The sequence below is a fragment of the Roseovarius sp. genome, assembly GCF_030373445.1.
GTDB lineage: Bacteria > Pseudomonadota > Alphaproteobacteria > Rhodobacterales > Rhodobacteraceae > Roseovarius.
Genome location: NZ_JAUCYU010000002.1, coordinates 14,390 through 29,324 on the forward strand (window position 1 = coordinate 14,390; position 14,935 = coordinate 29,324).

The 14,935-nt window shown below is 65.3% G+C and carries 16 protein-coding genes and 1 tRNA gene; 10 read left to right on the plus strand and 7 right to left on the minus strand.

Going from position 1 to position 14,935, the window contains the following annotated elements:
• Window positions 1-31: 31 nt before the first annotated feature.
• Together QUV18_RS03520 and QUV18_RS03525 are read left to right on the plus strand one after the other, a co-directional pair.
• Entirely contained in the window at window positions 32-2,539 is a 2,508-nt protein-coding gene (locus QUV18_RS03520) for an FAD-dependent oxidoreductase (protein WP_300892051.1), read from the plus strand.
• Complete coding sequence (locus QUV18_RS03525) at window positions 2,532-3,329, plus strand: hypothetical protein (protein WP_300892052.1); 798 nt, start codon at window positions 2,532-2,534, stop codon at window positions 3,327-3,329. Before QUV18_RS03520 ends, QUV18_RS03525 begins: the two co-directional genes overlap by 8 nt.
• Window positions 3,330-3,336: 7 nt before the next feature.
• Here the strand turns inward: QUV18_RS03525 and nusB are convergent, their stop codons facing one another.
• From nusB to ribB, 3 genes are read right to left on the minus strand one after another with little or no spacing between them, the layout of a single operon-like run.
• The gene (gene nusB, locus QUV18_RS03530; RefSeq protein ID WP_300892053.1) at window positions 3,337-3,822 is read right to left on the minus strand and encodes a transcription antitermination factor NusB; all 486 of its coding nucleotides are present in this window, start codon (window positions 3,820-3,822) and stop codon (window positions 3,337-3,339) included.
• Complete coding sequence (locus QUV18_RS03535; RefSeq protein WP_300892054.1) at window positions 3,819-4,361, minus strand: 6,7-dimethyl-8-ribityllumazine synthase; 543 nt, start codon at window positions 4,359-4,361, stop codon at window positions 3,819-3,821. The genes nusB and QUV18_RS03535 overlap by 4 nt, the downstream gene beginning before the upstream one ends.
• Window positions 4,361-5,518, minus strand: coding sequence for a 3,4-dihydroxy-2-butanone-4-phosphate synthase (ribB, locus tag QUV18_RS03540; protein WP_300892055.1), 1,158 nt, complete (start codon window positions 5,516-5,518; stop codon window positions 4,361-4,363). The genes QUV18_RS03535 and ribB overlap by 1 nt, the downstream gene beginning before the upstream one ends.
• Before the next feature lie 185 nt (window positions 5,519-5,703).
• Here ribB and QUV18_RS03545 point away from each other — a divergent pair, with 185 nt between their 5' ends.
• Window positions 5,704-6,042 (plus strand): hypothetical protein, encoded by a 339-nt coding sequence (locus QUV18_RS03545; protein ID WP_300892056.1) that lies wholly within the window; start codon window positions 5,704-5,706, stop codon window positions 6,040-6,042.
• Window positions 6,043-6,333: 291 nt separating this feature from the next.
• On the opposite strand, the gene QUV18_RS03550 is transcribed toward QUV18_RS03545, so the two are convergent.
• On the minus strand, window positions 6,334-7,110 hold the full coding sequence (locus QUV18_RS03550) for a hypothetical protein (RefSeq protein ID WP_300892057.1): 777 nt from the start codon (window positions 7,108-7,110) through the stop codon (window positions 6,334-6,336).
• The gene (locus QUV18_RS03555) at window positions 7,107-8,399 is read right to left on the minus strand and encodes a hypothetical protein (RefSeq protein ID WP_300892058.1); all 1,293 of its coding nucleotides are present in this window, start codon (window positions 8,397-8,399) and stop codon (window positions 7,107-7,109) included. The genes QUV18_RS03550 and QUV18_RS03555 overlap by 4 nt, the downstream gene beginning before the upstream one ends.
• A gap of 151 nt (window positions 8,400-8,550) precedes the next feature.
• Here QUV18_RS03555 and QUV18_RS03560 point away from each other — a divergent pair, with 151 nt between their 5' ends.
• A complete protein-coding gene (locus QUV18_RS03560; RefSeq protein WP_300892059.1) occupies window positions 8,551-9,000 on the plus strand; it encodes an MmcB family DNA repair protein in 450 nt (149 codons plus the stop codon).
• Here QUV18_RS03560 and QUV18_RS03565 read toward each other — a convergent pair.
• A complete protein-coding gene (locus QUV18_RS03565) occupies window positions 8,995-9,183 on the minus strand; it encodes a DUF6324 family protein (protein WP_300892060.1) in 189 nt (62 codons plus the stop codon). The genes QUV18_RS03560 and QUV18_RS03565 overlap by 6 nt on opposite strands.
• A 78-nt stretch (window positions 9,184-9,261) precedes the next feature.
• Here QUV18_RS03565 and QUV18_RS03570 point away from each other — a divergent pair, with 78 nt between their 5' ends.
• From QUV18_RS03570 to QUV18_RS03580, 3 genes are all read left to right on the plus strand, one after another.
• Window positions 9,262-9,753, plus strand: coding sequence for a GNAT family N-acetyltransferase (locus QUV18_RS03570; RefSeq protein WP_300892061.1), 492 nt, complete (start codon window positions 9,262-9,264; stop codon window positions 9,751-9,753).
• A gap of 130 nt (window positions 9,754-9,883) precedes the next feature.
• Window positions 9,884-11,098: a porin gene (locus QUV18_RS03575; RefSeq protein WP_300892062.1), complete on the plus strand. Its 1,215-nt coding sequence runs from the start codon at window positions 9,884-9,886 to the stop codon at window positions 11,096-11,098.
• A 154-nt stretch (window positions 11,099-11,252) separates the two neighbouring features.
• Window positions 11,253-11,329 (plus strand) — tRNA-His (locus QUV18_RS03580).
• Window positions 11,330-11,357: 28 nt separating this feature from the next.
• Here QUV18_RS03580 and QUV18_RS03585 read toward each other — a convergent pair.
• Window positions 11,358-11,660, minus strand: a complete 303-nt coding sequence (locus QUV18_RS03585; RefSeq protein ID WP_300892063.1) for a DUF6476 family protein — start codon at window positions 11,658-11,660, stop codon at window positions 11,358-11,360.
• Between QUV18_RS03585 and QUV18_RS03590 the strand changes: the two genes are divergently transcribed.
• From QUV18_RS03590 to QUV18_RS03600, 3 genes are all read left to right on the plus strand, one after another.
• Window positions 11,659-12,684, plus strand: a complete 1,026-nt coding sequence (locus tag QUV18_RS03590; RefSeq protein ID WP_300892064.1) for an RluA family pseudouridine synthase — start codon at window positions 11,659-11,661, stop codon at window positions 12,682-12,684. The two genes, QUV18_RS03585 and QUV18_RS03590, sit on opposite strands and share 2 nt — an antisense overlap.
• A 175-nt stretch (window positions 12,685-12,859) precedes the next feature.
• Window positions 12,860-13,756 (plus strand): RNA polymerase sigma factor RpoH, encoded by an 897-nt coding sequence (gene rpoH, locus QUV18_RS03595; protein WP_300892065.1) that lies wholly within the window; start codon window positions 12,860-12,862, stop codon window positions 13,754-13,756.
• Between the two features lie 101 nt (window positions 13,757-13,857).
• Window positions 13,858-14,901, plus strand: coding sequence for an alpha/beta fold hydrolase (locus QUV18_RS03600; protein WP_300892066.1), 1,044 nt, complete (start codon window positions 13,858-13,860; stop codon window positions 14,899-14,901).
• Window positions 14,902-14,935 lie beyond the last annotated feature (34 nt).

Consider the following 14,935-nt stretch of genomic DNA (forward strand, 5'->3'; position numbering starts at 1 on the left):
CGCCAACGCATGCACGAAGGAGTCGCAGCCCATGAAAACGCAAGTGAAAGCCCTGGTCGTCGGCGGCGGCGCCGTCGGCACCTCGATCGCCTATCACCTGGCCAAGGCGGGCTGGGACGACGTGATGCTGGTCGAGCGCGACGAGCTGACCTCGGGTTCGACATGGCACGCGGCCGGGCTGCTGCCGCTCTTCAACATGTCTTATGCCACGACGCATATCCACAAGTACTCGGTCGATTTCTACAAGACGCTGGAAGAGGAAACCGGGCTGAATGCCGGGTTCGCCGTGGTGGGCAACTTGCGCATGGCGCAGACTCAGGAGCGGATGGACGAGTACATGCTATATGCCTCGACCGCCGAGACCTGTGGCGTGTCCTACGAGTTCCTGAGCCCCGACGAGATCAAGGCGCGCTGGCCGCTGATCAACACCGAGGACCTGGCGGGCGCGATCTATCACCAGACCGACGGCTACATTAACCCCGCCGACGTGACCATGGCCATGGCCAAGGGCGCTCGTCAGCGCGGCGTGATGATCGAGCGCAAGTGGCAGGCCGACAAGTTCGAGTGGATGGGCGACCACTGGGACGTGACGCTGACCAAGAAGGTCGAGAAGGGCGGCAACCTCGTGCCCGGCGAAGAGCAGACGGTGATCAGCGCCGAGCATGTAGTCACCGCGTCGGGCAACCACGCGCAGCGCACCGCGATGCTGCTGGGGATCAAGATGCCGGCCATCCCGGTCGAGCACCAGTTCATCGTGACCGATGCCGACCCGGCGCTGCAGAAATACCGGGCCGAGGGCAATGGCGAACATCCGGTGATCCGCGACGCCGACGCGCAATCTTACGTGCGGGAAGAGCGGGGCGGCTGGATCCTGGGCGTCTACGAGAAGAACGCGCCGGCCTGCTTCGAGTACGGCGTGCCTGACAGCTTCCGTGCGGACCTCTTCCCGCTCGACCTCGAGCGGATCGAAGAGCAGTACATGGCGATGATCCACCGCATGCCCTCGAGCGAGGAATGCGGGCTGAAGGACGATTTCAACGGGCCGATCTGCTATACGCCGGACGGCAACCCGCTGGTGGGCCCGGCTCCGGGGCTGCGCAACATGTGGCTGGCCGAGGGGTTCAGCTTCGGGATTACCGCTGCTGGCGGCACCGGGTATTACCTTGCGCAGATGATGGTCGATGGCGAGGCCGAGATCGACATGGCCTCGCTCGACCCCAAGCGGTATTCGTCGAATTGGATGACGACGGAGTTCGCGGCGCGCAAGAACGAGGAATGCTACGACCACGTCTACATCCTGCACCACCCCGACGAGGAACGCCCGGCCTGCCGCCCGCTGCGGACGGTGCCGGCCTATGACCGGCAGAAGGCGCGGGGCGCGCAGTTCGGCTTCGTCAACGGCTGGGAGCGGCCGAACTATTTCGGGCCGCTGGATGCGCCTGACAGTTTCGACCACGATGCCCGCAGCTTCCGCCGCGGCGAGTGGTGGCAATACGCGGTCGAGGAGGCCAAGGCGATCCGCGAGGGCGTGGGCCTGATCGACGCGTCTGCCTTCAGCAAGCATATCGTCAAGGGTGCGGGGGCGACCGCCTTCCTCGACTGGTTCACCTGCAACAAGCTGCCCAAGGTGGGGCGGATCAACCTGACCTATGCGCTGACCGCCAACGGGACCACGCGCACCGAATACACCATCGTGCGGCTGGAGGAGGACAAGTATTACCTCGTCTCCGCCGGGGCGTGGACGGAGTATGACGCCGATTACCTGAAGAAGGCGATCGAGGACAAGGAGGCCGAGTTCGGCCGGATCGATCTGCAGGACGTGACCAGCCAGTGGGGTGTGTTCGCCATTGCCGGGCCCAAGTCGCGCGACGTGCTGAACGAGGTGATCAAGGATGCCGACCCGGCAACGGCGCTGTCGAACAAGCGCTTCCCGTGGCTTTCGGCGCGGCCGATCGAGCTTGGCATGTGCCCGGTCAACGCGATCCGCGTGGCCTATACCGGCGAGCTGGGCTGGGAGCTGCACCACCCGATCGAGATGCAGAATTACCTGTTCGACCTGCTCGAGAAGGCGGGCGAGAAGCACGGCATGAAGCTGGTGGGCGCGCGGGCGCAGAACTGGCTGCGGCAGGAGAAGAGCTATCGTGCCTTCGGCAACGAGCTTGGCCGGGATGCGACGCCGCTGGAGGCCGATCTGCCGCGGTTCGTCGATCTCGACAAGGAGTTCCACGGCAAGGACAGGCTGGTGGAAACCGGCGTGCGGGTGAAGTGCTGCACCGTCCTGATCGACGGGCCGGACGATGCAGACCCGTGGGGCCGCGAGGTGCTTTACACCGAGGATGGCACCCGCGTGGGCCGCTTGACCTCGGGCGGGTATTCGGTTCATTTCGGGAAGTCGATCGGCATGGGCTACGTCAAGCCCGAGCAGGCGGTGGAAGGCACGAAGCTGAAGGTCAAGATGCAGGACAAGCTGTGGGATGCCGTTGTGACCTGCGACAGCCCCTACGATCCGAAGAACGAGGTGATCCGCAAGGATGGATAAACCCGGCGGCCATCGGTACTTTCTTGCCCCGGTGGCGGCGGTTTTCTGCTTTGCGCTGGCGTTCTTCTATCCGCTCAACCCGTTGTCCAACGGGGCGGAGAGCTATGCCAGCCGGGTCGCGGCGGCGAGCGCCGTGACCTATGTTTCGCTGCGCACGCTCAACGCTTTCCTGTCGACCGCGCAGGAGGCCGAGGTGGGCCTGTCGGTGGGGGCGTCGGCCTCGGTGCAGCCGCTCAAGACGCTGGAGCCGATCGACGACACGATCGAGAGAATCGCCTCTGTCGTCTTCGCGATGATGATGGTGTCGGGCGTGCTGTCGGTCGCCATGGGGCCGATCGGGGCCATCGGGTTCGCGATGAGCGGGTTTGGCCTGCTGGCCATGGTGCTGGTGACGCGCATGCGGGTCGGTCGGAAGCTATTACTTTACGGGGCGTTCTTCGCGGTCGCCTTGCCCTTGTCGTACTGGCTGTCCGGATCGCTGGCCGACCTGATGACGGAGCGGACATGGACCGAGAACCAGCGCATCGTCAGCGAGATCATCGATGGCGTCGACACCGCGCAACCGGAGACGGAGGACGAGGGCTGGCTCTCGGGCTGGTTCGAGCAGGGCGATGCGATTTCGCGCTACAGCTCGATGGCCTCGCGGATCGTGTCGGAAGCGGATGTGCTGATCCAGAGCTATATCAAGCTTCTGGCCGTGCTGCTGTTCAACCTGATCCTGCTGCCGATGATCCTGATCGGCGGGGTGTTCGTGTTGTTCCGCTGGGTGGCCAACGACGCGCTGGCGTGAGCGCGGGCTAGAACGCTTCCGGCTTCGCCTCGCGCGCCATGTGGTCGAGCACGGCGTTGACGAACTTGGGCTCGCGCCCTTCCGGGTAGAAGCTTTTGGCGATGTCGACGAATTCCATGATCACCACCTTGGGCGGGGTGTCGGAATTGACCATCTCGGCCCCGGCCGCGCGGAAGAGGGCGCGAAGCGTCGGGTCGATGCGGTCGATCTTCCACTTGGCGACAATGGCGCGGTCGGTCATCTGGTCGATCTTCGCCTGCCAGGTCACTGCGTCGTCGAGCAGCTTGCGGAAGAGGTCGATATCGCCGTCGGCCATGTCGACGCCTTCGTCGAGTTCCGCGCCGAACCGGTGCGAGAGGAATTCCTGCACCACGGAATTGACGCTCTGCTGGGAGTGTTCCATCTGGAACAGGGCCTGCACGGCATAAAGCCGCGCGGCCGAGCGCATGCGCCGCTTCTGGTTGCCGGAAACTGCTTTGACGTCGTCGGTCATGACTTGGGGGCGTCCTTGTCGTGATCGGAGGATGTGGTGTCTGGCTCGGGCAGGAATCCCACGCCCTTGCGCCGACCGCCCCACTTACGGCCCAACGCGACCAGATGCAAGGCTGCCGCCGCGGCGCCGGCGCCCTTGTTCATCTGGGTCGGGTCCGCGCGGGCGACGGCCTGGTCGCGGTTCTCGACCGTGAGGATGCCGTTGCCGACCAGCGTGCCCTGAAGGCCCAGCAGGGTGATCCCGCGCGAGCTGTCGTTGCAGACGGTGTCGTAATGTGTGGTCTCGCCCCGGATGACGCAGCCGAGCGCGACGTAGCCGTCGAATTTCGCCATCCGGTCGGCCATGCCGATCGCGGTGGGGATTTCCAGCGCGCCGGGCACCTCGACGATCTCGTGCGTGCCGCCGCTGGCCTCGATCTCGGCCACGGCGCCGGCGATCATCATGTCGGCGATGTCGCGGTAGAAGGGCGCCACCACGATCAGGAGTTTCACCGGGTCGGTGAAGGTGGCGCGGGGCAGGGTGTATTCGGTTCCGGCCATCAGGTTTTTCCTTGGCTGAGGGGCTGGGTGCCGACGATGGTGATGCCGTAGGCGTCGAGCCCGAGATAGCGGGTGTCGCGGTTGTCGGACAGCAGGATCAGCTCGTGCAGGCCCATGGTCGACATGATCTGGGCGCCGAGGCCGGTCTGCTTGATGGTGCGGGGGCCGTCGTCTTCCTCGATCTCGCCGGCGAGCTTCGGGCGGGGCTGGCGGAACAGGAAAACTGCGCCGCGACCTTCCTCGGCGATGATGTCCATCGCGCGGGGCAGCTTGCCGGTGGGCCGGCCCTCGGCGGCCGAGAGACCGATGCCGAGCACGTCTTCCAGCGCGTTGAGCGCATGTGCGCGGGCCAGCACCGGTTTGCCGTCGTCGATGTTGCCCTTGACGAGCACCACGTGCTCGGTCCCGGTGATCTGGTCGGCGAAGATGCGCATTTCCCATTCGCCGCCATGGGACGAGGTCACGGTGTCGCGGCGCACCTCGCGGATCAGGTTGTCATGCTTGTGGCGGTAGGCGATGAGGTCGGAGATGGTGCCGATCTTGAGGTTATGTGCTTCGGCGAATTCCACGAGGTCGGGGAGGCGCGCCATTGTCCCGTCTTCCTTCATGATCTCGCAGATCACGCCGGAAGGGTGCAGCCCGGCGAGCCGCGAGATATCGACCGCCGCCTCGGTATGCCCGGCGCGGACCAGCACGCCGCCGTTGCGGGCGCGGAGCGGGAAGACGTGGCCGGGCGTGGCGATATGGGTCGAGGTGTTCTGGTCGTTGATCGCAGTGGCGATGGTGTGGGCGCGATCGGCGGCGGAAATGCCGGTGGTGACGCCCTCGCGCGCCTCGATCGAGACGGTGAAGGCGGTTTCGTGCCGCGAGGAGTTGTTGACCGCCATCATCGGCAGGCCCAGTCTGTCAATCCGCTCGGCCGTCATCGGCAGGCAGATCAGCCCGCGGCCATGGGTGGCCATGAAGTTGATCACCTCGGGCGTGGCGAATTCCGCCGCGACGACGAGGTCACCCTCGTTCTCGCGGTCCTCGTGGTCGACGAGAATGAATATCTCTCCCTTGCGCGCGGCGGCGATGATCTCCTCGGTCGAGGAAATCGCGCGTTTCAGCCCGGCTTCGACGGGCCCGGGTTTTTCAAAGGCATGGGTTTCGGACATTTCGGCTCCCCGGGGGCGGTGCAGGACTGCCAGATAGCGCAGGGGCGATGCAATGGCCAGAGCGGAATGTGGTGGCAGAAATACGCATGCGACGTGAAATCGCGGGGGTGCGGCCGGGGAATTCCTTGAGTACGGGGCATGGTGTGCTACACTTAATGGCGCACCTCGAAAAGGAGTCGCACACCATGCCCAAGCTCATCCGCCTCTATATCAAGAATGTCGCCATCGGCTTCGGTCTTGCAGGGGTTTTCGTGGGTATGCTGCTCTGGTTCAACATCGCAAATCTCTGGCACCTGATCAGCACGTCCGACAAGGGCTGGATCGCGCTATTCGTGTTGTGGATTTCGAACGGGGTGATCTTTGCTGGCGTGCAGTTCGGGATTGCCGTGATGCGGATGAAGGATGATGACGACGATGACGGCCCCGGCGGCGGGCTGCGTCAACGGGTCGACATGCGCCGCGAATACGCAACAATCCCCGTTCGGGTCGACCAGGGGAACCGGGCGTTCTGGGAAAAGCGCTAGCGTTTTCGACATTGGTGACAGGTAATGCCGCGCGGGTCTGCCGACGCGGCATTTTCTTTGGCGGTATCGTCGATGTGCGGAATGTGTGACGGGCCCGCACGCAACCGTTTGGTTATCTCATTCCCGAGGACCTGCATGTACAGGTGGGCGCCGGGTAACCGGACCAGGGCCCGGACAGAGCCAGCTCCCTCGGAATTATTTAAGGCCACCGGAATGCAACCGTTCACGAGAAGGGCAGCACCCGCCACCAGTCATAGGTAAGCCGCGACCGGGCCCGGAGCAAGGGGTCTGTCAGTCTTCTTGCGTCACGAATCCGTATTCGCGAAGTTGCTCGGGCAGAAGCACGTAGATTTCGTCGGGCGGGGTGGCCAGCGCGTGGGTCATGACCATCGGGTCGATGCCCATGTCGTTCAGGTAGACCATGACCTCGCCCTGTCCGGCCTGGATGTCCTCGACCGCGAAGGAGGCGGGGAGGATCGTGCTTTGGCCGAAGTAATGCTGGTGCACGCCGACCTGGGCGCCATCGTCGATGTCGCGCTCGGCGCCGCCCACGAGGATGTAGGGGCAGGCGGAGAGGCAGAATTCGCCTGCCAGCATCCGTGTCGCGATGCCCCGGTCGCGCAGGTGGCGGCCAAGCTCGAGCGCGTCCTGCACCGAGCCGCCGGGGGATTGCAGGATAAGGGTTTCGGGCGTGGGCGTGGCCTCGGAGATGAGCTTCTTGACGCGGGCACCGTCGCCGTCGGCCACGGCGCCTTCGAGCCGGTAGGTGGCCCCGTCGACCTGGGTCAGCATCAGCCGCTCGGGCAATTGCCCGGGATCGCGGGCGGGCTGGGTCGGCGGGCGGTCACGCTCGGGGCGGTAGGTGCGGCGCTGGTCGCCGGGACGGACAGGTTCGGTCAGGCGCGGGGCGTTGGGGCCCATGCCGGGAAGGGTGAGCTGGCCAAGCTGCACGTCGCCGAGCACGAGCATGGCGCCGATTCCGATCTGGAAAATCAGGATGCCGGTCAGGATGCGGCCGACGCCGTTGGCCTTCTTCTCTTTCGGCTTTTGCGGCGGCTCTTTGCTCATGACGAACTGCCGGTGATGCGCTTGATCTTGTTGCCGTCGGCATCGCGGGTGGGAGGCTCTTCATGGTGGTCCATGGCGGCGTCGACTTCCCTGGCCGCGGCGAGGGCGGCGCGCAGTTCGGCCAGGGTCAGCGTGTCCTCGACCGTGGTGCCGTCGCGGCCGGTGCGGATGGCGGACTGGGTGATGGCGAGGATCAGGACCAGCACGGCGGGCAGCAGGTCGATGGCGATCGCCCCGGCCCAGGAGGGCACGAAATTGCCGGCATAGAGGATCACCGCGTCGGCGGCGGAGATGGGCGTGTAGGTCACTTCCGGGGCGGCGGGCAGGTTGGCCACCTCCTCTGCCGCGCCTTCAAGGGTGGCGGCGCGCTGGCCCAGCACCTCGAGCACGGAAGTGATGGTGGAGGACTGGCTGTCGCGGCTTTCGGCGGTGCTGCCGTCGAGTTCGGGCAGGACGACGGAATCGGCGAGGTCCTGCGCGGCGCGGGCCACGAGGGGGGCAACGGTGAGTTGCCGGAGCTGGGTGATCAGGCCCTGAAGCCTGACCGCAAGCTCGGAAAACTCGATGGAGCGGGCCTCGACCGGGCCCGGCTCGACCGTGAGCGCGCGCATGCGGCTGAGGATCTGGTTGCCCTCGGTAAAGGCGTTGTCGACCAGCGGCGTCTGCTGGGCGATCTGGGTTTCAAGCGCGGTGAGCTCCGCCGCCTTCTGCCGCAGCACGCGGAACACGGCGCCGCGCCCGGCGAGGCCGGAGAGGTTGCCGGTGGCTTCCTGTTCGCTGAGATCCTCGAAGGACTGGCGCACGCGAGCGACGTCGCGTTCAAGCGCCTGGCCGGTCAGGGCGACCTCGTGGGCGCGTTCGAGGCTGGTCTGGTAATCCTGCACGGTCTTGGCGAGGTGCTGCTCCACTGCCGCCGAGCCGGCAAGTGCTGCGGCGTTGAGCCAGCTCGACATGGCGACGATGGCCAGCGAGCCGAGCCCCATGGCCCCCAGCAGCCCCATCCGCGCCTGCCGGGAATCGACCGCCGGGAAGAGCCGCAGGAGGTAGGACCAGAAGACGAAGATGCCGACCGAGACCGCCACCGAGTAGGCAATGGCAGCGAAGGCCGACATGGCGCCGGTGTCGTCGAGCAGGGAGGAGACGCCCAGATAGGTGTAGATGCCCGAGGCCACCGCCAGCACGCCGAGCGCGGTGCCGGAGAAGGTGTTGAGCCAGTCCACGTGGCCTTCCAGTTCGCGGGCATAGCGCACACCGCGGCTGCGGGCGGTTTCGGATTTCGGTTCGGACATGGTCTGGCGCTTTCGGTTGGGCAGGATCAGGGCGGAACCCCTCGGGAAGTATGAGTTGGTTGCTGCAAACATCAAGCGGCCAAAGGCGTGCCTTACGTTCACGTGAAGGAAGGGGTTGCCAATGTTCACGTATTGTTCATAAATTGGAGCCATGACGCAGGTGCTGTACCCCTCCGACACGATGCTGCCGGGCCAGTTGCTGGCCCGCGGTGTGTGCCGTCACCTGGCCAGCCATGACTTCGTCTGTGTCGAGGAGTTCACGCCGGAGCGGGGCCGCCGGGTGGACGTGATGGCACTGGGGCCGAAGGGCGAGATCTGGGTGATCGAGTGCAAATCCTCGCGCGCCGATTTCATGTCGGACGGCAAATGGGAAGGCTACCTGGGCTGGTGCGACCGGTATTTCTGGGCGGTGGACGAGGCGTTCCCGTCGGACCTGCTGCCGCCGGAGACGGGGCTGATCATGGCCGATGCCTATGACGCAGAGATCATCCGCATGGCGCCGGAGGACAAGCTGCCGGCGGCGCGGCGCACGGCGCTCACGCGGCGCTTTGCCCGCCACGCGGCGCGACGGCTTCAGGCGCTGCGCGACCCGCTGTCATGAGCCGCGTTTCTCGGCGGCCTTGGCGGCGGCCATGATTTCCTCGGCAATCTCGCGGGCCTCGTCGGGCTCGAAATCCATGGGGATTTCAACGCCGTCCGCCTCGACGTAGATGCGCACCATGCCCTGGTCGGTCGGCCCGATCTGCAGGTTCGCCTCGATGTCGCGTTCGGTGTTGATGCCCATGGTGGCCTCCTGAAAAAGCGCTCTGCAGGTATATCTTTCCGGCTTGAAAGACAAGCCTGCAAACGGTTTGGTTGTTCCATGGATACCATAGCCATCCGCCCGATCACGCCCGGGGACGCCGACTGGATCGTCGCCCGGCACGGCGCGCTTTACGCGCAGGAGGCGGGGTTCGATGACACCTTCGGAAAACTGGTGGCCGAGATCGTGGCGAATTTCGTGGCCTCGCACGATCCGGCCGGTGAGCAGGGCTGGGTGGCCGAGAAGGACGGGCGACGCCTGGGCTGCATCTTCTGCGTGCGGCTCGAGGAGGAGACGGCCAAGCTGCGGCTGTTCCTGGTGGAGCCGGAGGCGCGCGGCACGGGGCTTGGCCGGCGGCTGCTGGAGACCTGCCTGGGGTTCGCCAAGGACTGCGGGTACAGGCGGCTGAAACTCTGGACGCATGAGAGCCACCGGGCGGCCTGTGCCCTTTACAGGGCGCGGGGGTTTGCCTGCGAAAGCTCGGTTCCCGTCCGGTCCTTCGGGCAGGACCTGGTCGAGCAGAGCTGGTCCATCGACCTTTCCGATCGCTGAGTGCGGGTTGCGCGGGGCGCCATAAAAACGTTGACCGGTTGCTTTACGTAGGGTCAAATATTTTCCCAATGACCCGACCCTGGGGCGTGCGGCGCGTTGCAGGCGCTGGTCAGCATGGGGAGACGGGGACATGGCAATCATGCAAGGGGCGCGCGCCAGGGCGCTGGCCAGCGTATCGGCGATGGCGTTGCTGGTGACGGGGAGCGCATCGGCGGCCGAATGGGAGATCCATGTCGGCGGGTACATGGAGCAGTACCTGTCCTTCAGCACCTTCGACGTGACCGGGGCTCCCGACGATGACGGATTCGATGCAGGGCTGGGCGCGGATATCCATTTCCGGCCGGCGCTGACCCTCGACAACGGGCTCAAGATCGGGGTCGATATCAACCTTGACGGCGCCGCCTCGACCACGGGCGACGCGGATGGCGAGATCGACGAGGCCTTTCTGTTCATACGGGGCAGTTTCGGCGAGATCCTGATCGGCGATCATGACCTTGCCGGCAACAGCCTGACGCCGCGTACGCCGGGCAGCGATTTTCCGGGACCGGATGTCAGTTTCGTCTCGATCAGTTCGGGTTCGACGGCGAATTATATTCCGTTCTCCGGTTCGGTCGGCGGTGTGCGGACGGGTGGCGACGTTCGCCGGGGCACGCTGGGCACGACGCGGACCACCTTCGGGGGCGAGGACCATTCCGCCGGGATCAGCTATTTCACGCCGCGTTTCGCCGGGTTCCAGCTTGGGGTGAGTTACATCCCGGAAAGCTCGGATAGCATTGCCGGCTCGCCGACCTATCGCGATATCGAGGATATCTTCGGGATCGGCTTCAATTACGTGCGGGTCTTCGGGGATACCCAGATCACCCTGGGGGGCCACTGGGCGACGGGCGACAACAGGTTCGACCCCCGGGCCGACCCGCAGATTTGGGGTGCCGGCATCAGTATCGAACAGGGCGGCTTCACCATCGGCGGCAGCTGGGGCGAAAGCCGCGGCACATCGCGTGGGCGCAATGACGGCGTGGCCTACGATATCGGCGTGCAGTACGAGCTGGGACCATGGACGTACTCGGCTTCGCATTTCCATGGCCAGAATACCGATAACGAGCATATCGGTTTCGGCCCCAAGGAACGGCTCGACACCTACCAGATCGGCGTGTCCTACGACCTGAAACACAAGGGCGCCAGCTTCCGGGCGCCGACCTATGTCAAATGGGCGGACGAGGCGCAGGTATTCGGATCGGTCACCGCCATCTGTTTTGACGAGGACGTGGGCGACCCCGGATTCGGAACGCCCGGCAACGACATCGACGGGTTCATCATCGGGACCGGGCTGCGGCTTTCCTTCTGAGCGGACGGGCTTGGACGGGCGCTGGCCGCGCTTTTCGGGGGAGGGGAGCCCGTATGGCGCGCTTTTCCCGGTTGCATCGGCCGGAGAGCTTTGGCATACGAGGCTCCAGTCTTGGCACCTGACGGTTTCGCCTGTGCCGGGATGGATTGGCAGTGCCGCCTTAGCTCAGTAGGTTAGAGCGCTAGATTGTGGATCTAGAGGTCCCCCGTTCGAGCCGGGGAGGCGGTACCATCTTCCCCCAGTTTCGCAGGTCCGGCAGTCATTCCAATTCGATGGTCTGGCGCAGCTCGCCGCTGTCGAGGTCGAAGATCAGGATCTGATCGTCGGAGGTGACGACGGCGTACCAGTCGGCGCCCTTGGTGAAGGCGGTGGGGGTGGTGCCGTCGGGCAGGGTGATGACATCGGGCAGTTCGGGGCCGAAGGCATCCGAGAACCGGATGACAAACAGCACGACGATCACTATGAACCCCAGAATCATCGTCGCGGTCAGCACCGTGACCAGAATACGCAGGTATTTCACGGTTCCGGCATCGACCGGCTGTTCGTGGGAGTTGTCCGCCATGGGGTCGTCACCCTTGTCTTTCCGGATCGCGGCCGCGCCGCCGCCCCGCCTTGATAAGGCGCTTTCCCGCGATGTGCCAGAGGGGGCGGCGCTGTCGCGCACGCGGCTGGCGCGGCTGATCGCGGAGGGGCAGGTGCGCGTGAACGGCGCGGTGGTGACCGACGGCAAGGCGCGGGTGGCCGAGGGCGACCTCGTGGAGATCGAGGTGCCGGAGGCGGGCGAGGTCGAGACGGTGGCACAGGATATCGCGCTCGACGTGGTCTACGAGGATGACGACCTGATCGTCGTGAACAAGCCCGCCGGGATGGTGGTGCATCCCGCGCCGGGGAGCCCCGAGGGCACGCTGGTCAACGCGCTGCTGCATCATTGCGGCGACACGCTGTCGGGCGTGGGGGGCGAGAAGCGGCCGGGGATCGTGCACCGGATCGACAAGGAGACGTCGGGTTTGCTGGTGGCGGCGAAATCGGACCGGGCGCATCACGGGCTGGCGAAACAGTTTGAAAAGCACAGTGCGGAGCGGGTTTACCTGGCGCTGGCCTATGGCTGCCCCGATGCCGCCGACCCGCGTTTGCGGGGGACAAGAGGGGTGTCGTTCGAGCCGGGCAACGTGCTGAAGATCACCACGCAGCTGGCCCGGCACAGGACCGACCGGCAGAGACAGGCGGTGCTGTTCGACGGCGGGCGGCACGCGGTGACACGGGCGCGGGTGATCGAATGTTTCGGGAATCCCGGCGCCGTGAGCCTGCTGGAATGCCGGCTGGAGACGGGGCGGACGCACCAGATCAGGGTGCACATGGCGCACGCCGGCCACGGGCTGATCGGCGATCCGGTATATGGCGGGCGGCGAAAACTGGCGGCCAATGCGTTGCCGGAAAACGCTTTTTCGGCGCTCTACGGGTTCCGACGGCAGGCGCTGCACGCGGCCGTTCTGGGGTTCGAGCACCCGGTTTCGGGCGAGTGGCTGCGGTTCGAGGCGCCGTTGCCGGCGGATTTCGCCGGTGTCCTGGAACTGCTGCGGGGCTGACATCGTTTGCACGGTTGCGTGAGAAGGTTGTCACAGCACTGGCCAAATCGGCGGAAGAGGTTCATGCTTATTTAAACTATTCGGTTCAGTTGGGTTGAAACGGCCCCTACGTCACCTTAAATCAATGTTAACAGGTTAAACATTGGTTAACCGGTCCACTTGGAGGAACGAGGCTTTGAGTAACTACGCAAATCTTCCCGCACCGACCCCGGAAGGCGGGCTTAACCGGTACCTGCAGGAAATTCGCAAGTTTCCCCTGCTGGAGCCGGAAGAGGAATACATGCTGGCCAAGCGCTGGGTCGAGGGGCAGGACACCGAGGCCGCGCACCAGCTTGTCACCAGCCACCTGCGCCTGGCGGCCAAGATCGCCATGGGCTATCGCGGCTACGGCCTGCCGCAGGCCGAGGTGATCTCGGAAGCGAACGTGGGCCTGATGCAGGCGGTGAAGCGGTTCGACCCCGAGAAGGGGTTCCGGCTGGCCACCTACGCGATGTGGTGGATCCGCGCCAGCATCCAGGAATACATCCTGCGGAGCTGGTCGATGGTGAAGCTTGGCACGACGAGTGCGCAGAAAAAGCTGTTCTTCAACCTGCGCAAGGCCAAGTCGCGCATCGGCGCGCTGGAGGATGGCGACCTGCACCCCGATAACGTCAAGCAGATCGCGCATGACCTGGGCGTGACCGAGGACGAGGTGATCTCGATGAACCGGCGGATGTCGGGCAGCGACGCGTCGCTGAACGCCACCGTCGGCTCGGACGAGGACAGTTCGATGCAATGGCAGGACTGGCTTGAGGACGAGGATGCCGACCAGGCCGCCGATTACGAGAAGCAGGACGAGCTGACCGCGCGACGGGAATTGCTGGCCGAGGCGATGGACGTTCTGAACGATCGCGAGAAGGACATCTTGACCCAGCGCCGGCTGAGCGACCAGGCGGTGACCCTGGAAGAGCTGAGCGGCCAGTACGACGTGAGCCGCGAGCGTATCCGGCAGATCGAGGTGCGCGCCTTCGAGAAGCTTCAGAAGCGTATGCGCAGCCTTGCGCAGGAAAAAGGCATGCTGCCGGCCGTCTGAGGTCTTTCAGCATGTGTTGAATCGCAGTAGCCTTCCCGCGTAGTCCGTGGGGAGGCTTTTTCATGACTGGCGTTCCGAATTCGTTAATGGCCAGTCCGGTCATGGGAACGGCACTGCGCCGGCTCGCCCTTGGCGTTCTGGCGGCGGCGCTGGTGGCGTGTTCGCCGCGGCAGGCCGCGCAGTTCGCCGCGCCCGACCCGTCGGCCAGTATCGAGCGGATCTTCGTGGCGACCGAGCTGGATCTCGACGACCTGGGCCGGCAATTCGGGAAGGAGCGGCCGACGGGGCTGAAATACCTGCATCTCGACGTGTCGATTCCGCCGACGCATTCACCGGGAAAGGTGGAATGGCCCGAGGGCCCGCCCGACGCGGCGACGGATTTCGTGATGACCGGCAGCCATGTCTATCGCGGCGCGGCGGAGATGCGGGGCGCGATGCGGCGTCGGACGCCGGGCACCGAAACGCTGGTGTTCGTGCATGGCTACAACAACACGTTTTCCGACGCGGTCTACCGGTTCGCGCAGATGCGCGCCGATTTCGGCAGTACGGGGCCGGGGCTGTTGTATTCGTGGCCCTCAGCGGGTGATCCGAGGGGCTATGCCTATGACCGCGACAGCGTGCTGTATTCGCGGGACGATTTCGGCGAGGTGCTGGGGCACCTGACGCGGACCGGCGATGACCGGGTGTTCTTGCTGGCGCATTCCATGGGATCGCAACTGGTGATGGAGACGCTGCGGCAGGCGGCGCTGAGGGGGGACCGGGCGCTTCTGAACCGGATCAACGGGGTGGTGCTGATGTCGCCGGATATCGACCCGGACGTGTTCCGCGCGCAGGCCGAGGTGATCGGGCCGCTGCCGCAACCCTTCCTGATCTTCGTCTCCCAGCAGGACCGGGCGTTGTCTCTGGCCGGGCTTCTGACCGGGCGCAAGCCGCGGCTGGGCACGATCGACAGTGCCGAACAGCTTGAGGGGATCGACGGGGTTCGGGTGGTCGATTTCACCGCGCTGGGGGATGGCGAGGGGCTGAACCACGCCACCGCCGTGACCTCTCCGGCGGCGATCGAGGTGCTTAAGGGGATGATCTCGCAGTTGACCGGCGGCTCGCAGGAGTTCGAGGATTACATGGTGCTCGACGCCGACATGTGAGCGGGCGGGGGTCTGCGGAAGTTCTTGTAATTTC

What these genes read in the sequence shown, in the direction of transcription:
- QUV18_RS03520 (WP_300892051.1), top strand. Translation starts at nt 32, where the DNA reads ATGAAAACGCAAGTGAAAGCCCTGGTCGTCGGCGGCGGCGCCGTCGGC.
- QUV18_RS03525 (WP_300892052.1), top strand. Translation starts at nt 2,532, where the DNA reads ATGGATAAACCCGGCGGCCATCGGTACTTTCTTGCCCCGGTGGCGGCG.
- nusB (WP_300892053.1), bottom strand. Translation starts at nt 3,822, where the DNA reads ATGACCGACGACGTCAAAGCAGTTTCCGGCAACCAGAAGCGGCGCATG.
- QUV18_RS03535 (WP_300892054.1), bottom strand. Translation starts at nt 4,361, where the DNA reads ATGGCCGGAACCGAATACACCCTGCCCCGCGCCACCTTCACCGACCCG.
- ribB (WP_300892055.1), bottom strand. Translation starts at nt 5,518, where the DNA reads ATGTCCGAAACCCATGCCTTTGAAAAACCCGGGCCCGTCGAAGCCGGG.
- QUV18_RS03545 (WP_300892056.1), top strand. Translation starts at nt 5,704, where the DNA reads ATGCCCAAGCTCATCCGCCTCTATATCAAGAATGTCGCCATCGGCTTC.
- QUV18_RS03550 (WP_300892057.1), bottom strand. Translation starts at nt 7,110, where the DNA reads ATGAGCAAAGAGCCGCCGCAAAAGCCGAAAGAGAAGAAGGCCAACGGC.
- QUV18_RS03555 (WP_300892058.1), bottom strand. Translation starts at nt 8,399, where the DNA reads ATGTCCGAACCGAAATCCGAAACCGCCCGCAGCCGCGGTGTGCGCTAT.
- QUV18_RS03560 (WP_300892059.1), top strand. Translation starts at nt 8,551, where the DNA reads ATGACGCAGGTGCTGTACCCCTCCGACACGATGCTGCCGGGCCAGTTG.
- QUV18_RS03565 (WP_300892060.1), bottom strand. Translation starts at nt 9,183, where the DNA reads ATGGGCATCAACACCGAACGCGACATCGAGGCGAACCTGCAGATCGGG.
- QUV18_RS03570 (WP_300892061.1), top strand. Translation starts at nt 9,262, where the DNA reads ATGGATACCATAGCCATCCGCCCGATCACGCCCGGGGACGCCGACTGG.
- QUV18_RS03575 (WP_300892062.1), top strand. Translation starts at nt 9,884, where the DNA reads ATGGCAATCATGCAAGGGGCGCGCGCCAGGGCGCTGGCCAGCGTATCG.
- QUV18_RS03590 (WP_300892064.1), top strand. Translation starts at nt 11,659, where the DNA reads ATGGGGTCGTCACCCTTGTCTTTCCGGATCGCGGCCGCGCCGCCGCCC.
- QUV18_RS03585 (WP_300892063.1), bottom strand. Translation starts at nt 11,660, where the DNA reads ATGGCGGACAACTCCCACGAACAGCCGGTCGATGCCGGAACCGTGAAA.
- QUV18_RS03600 (WP_300892066.1), top strand. Translation starts at nt 13,858, where the DNA reads ATGGGAACGGCACTGCGCCGGCTCGCCCTTGGCGTTCTGGCGGCGGCG.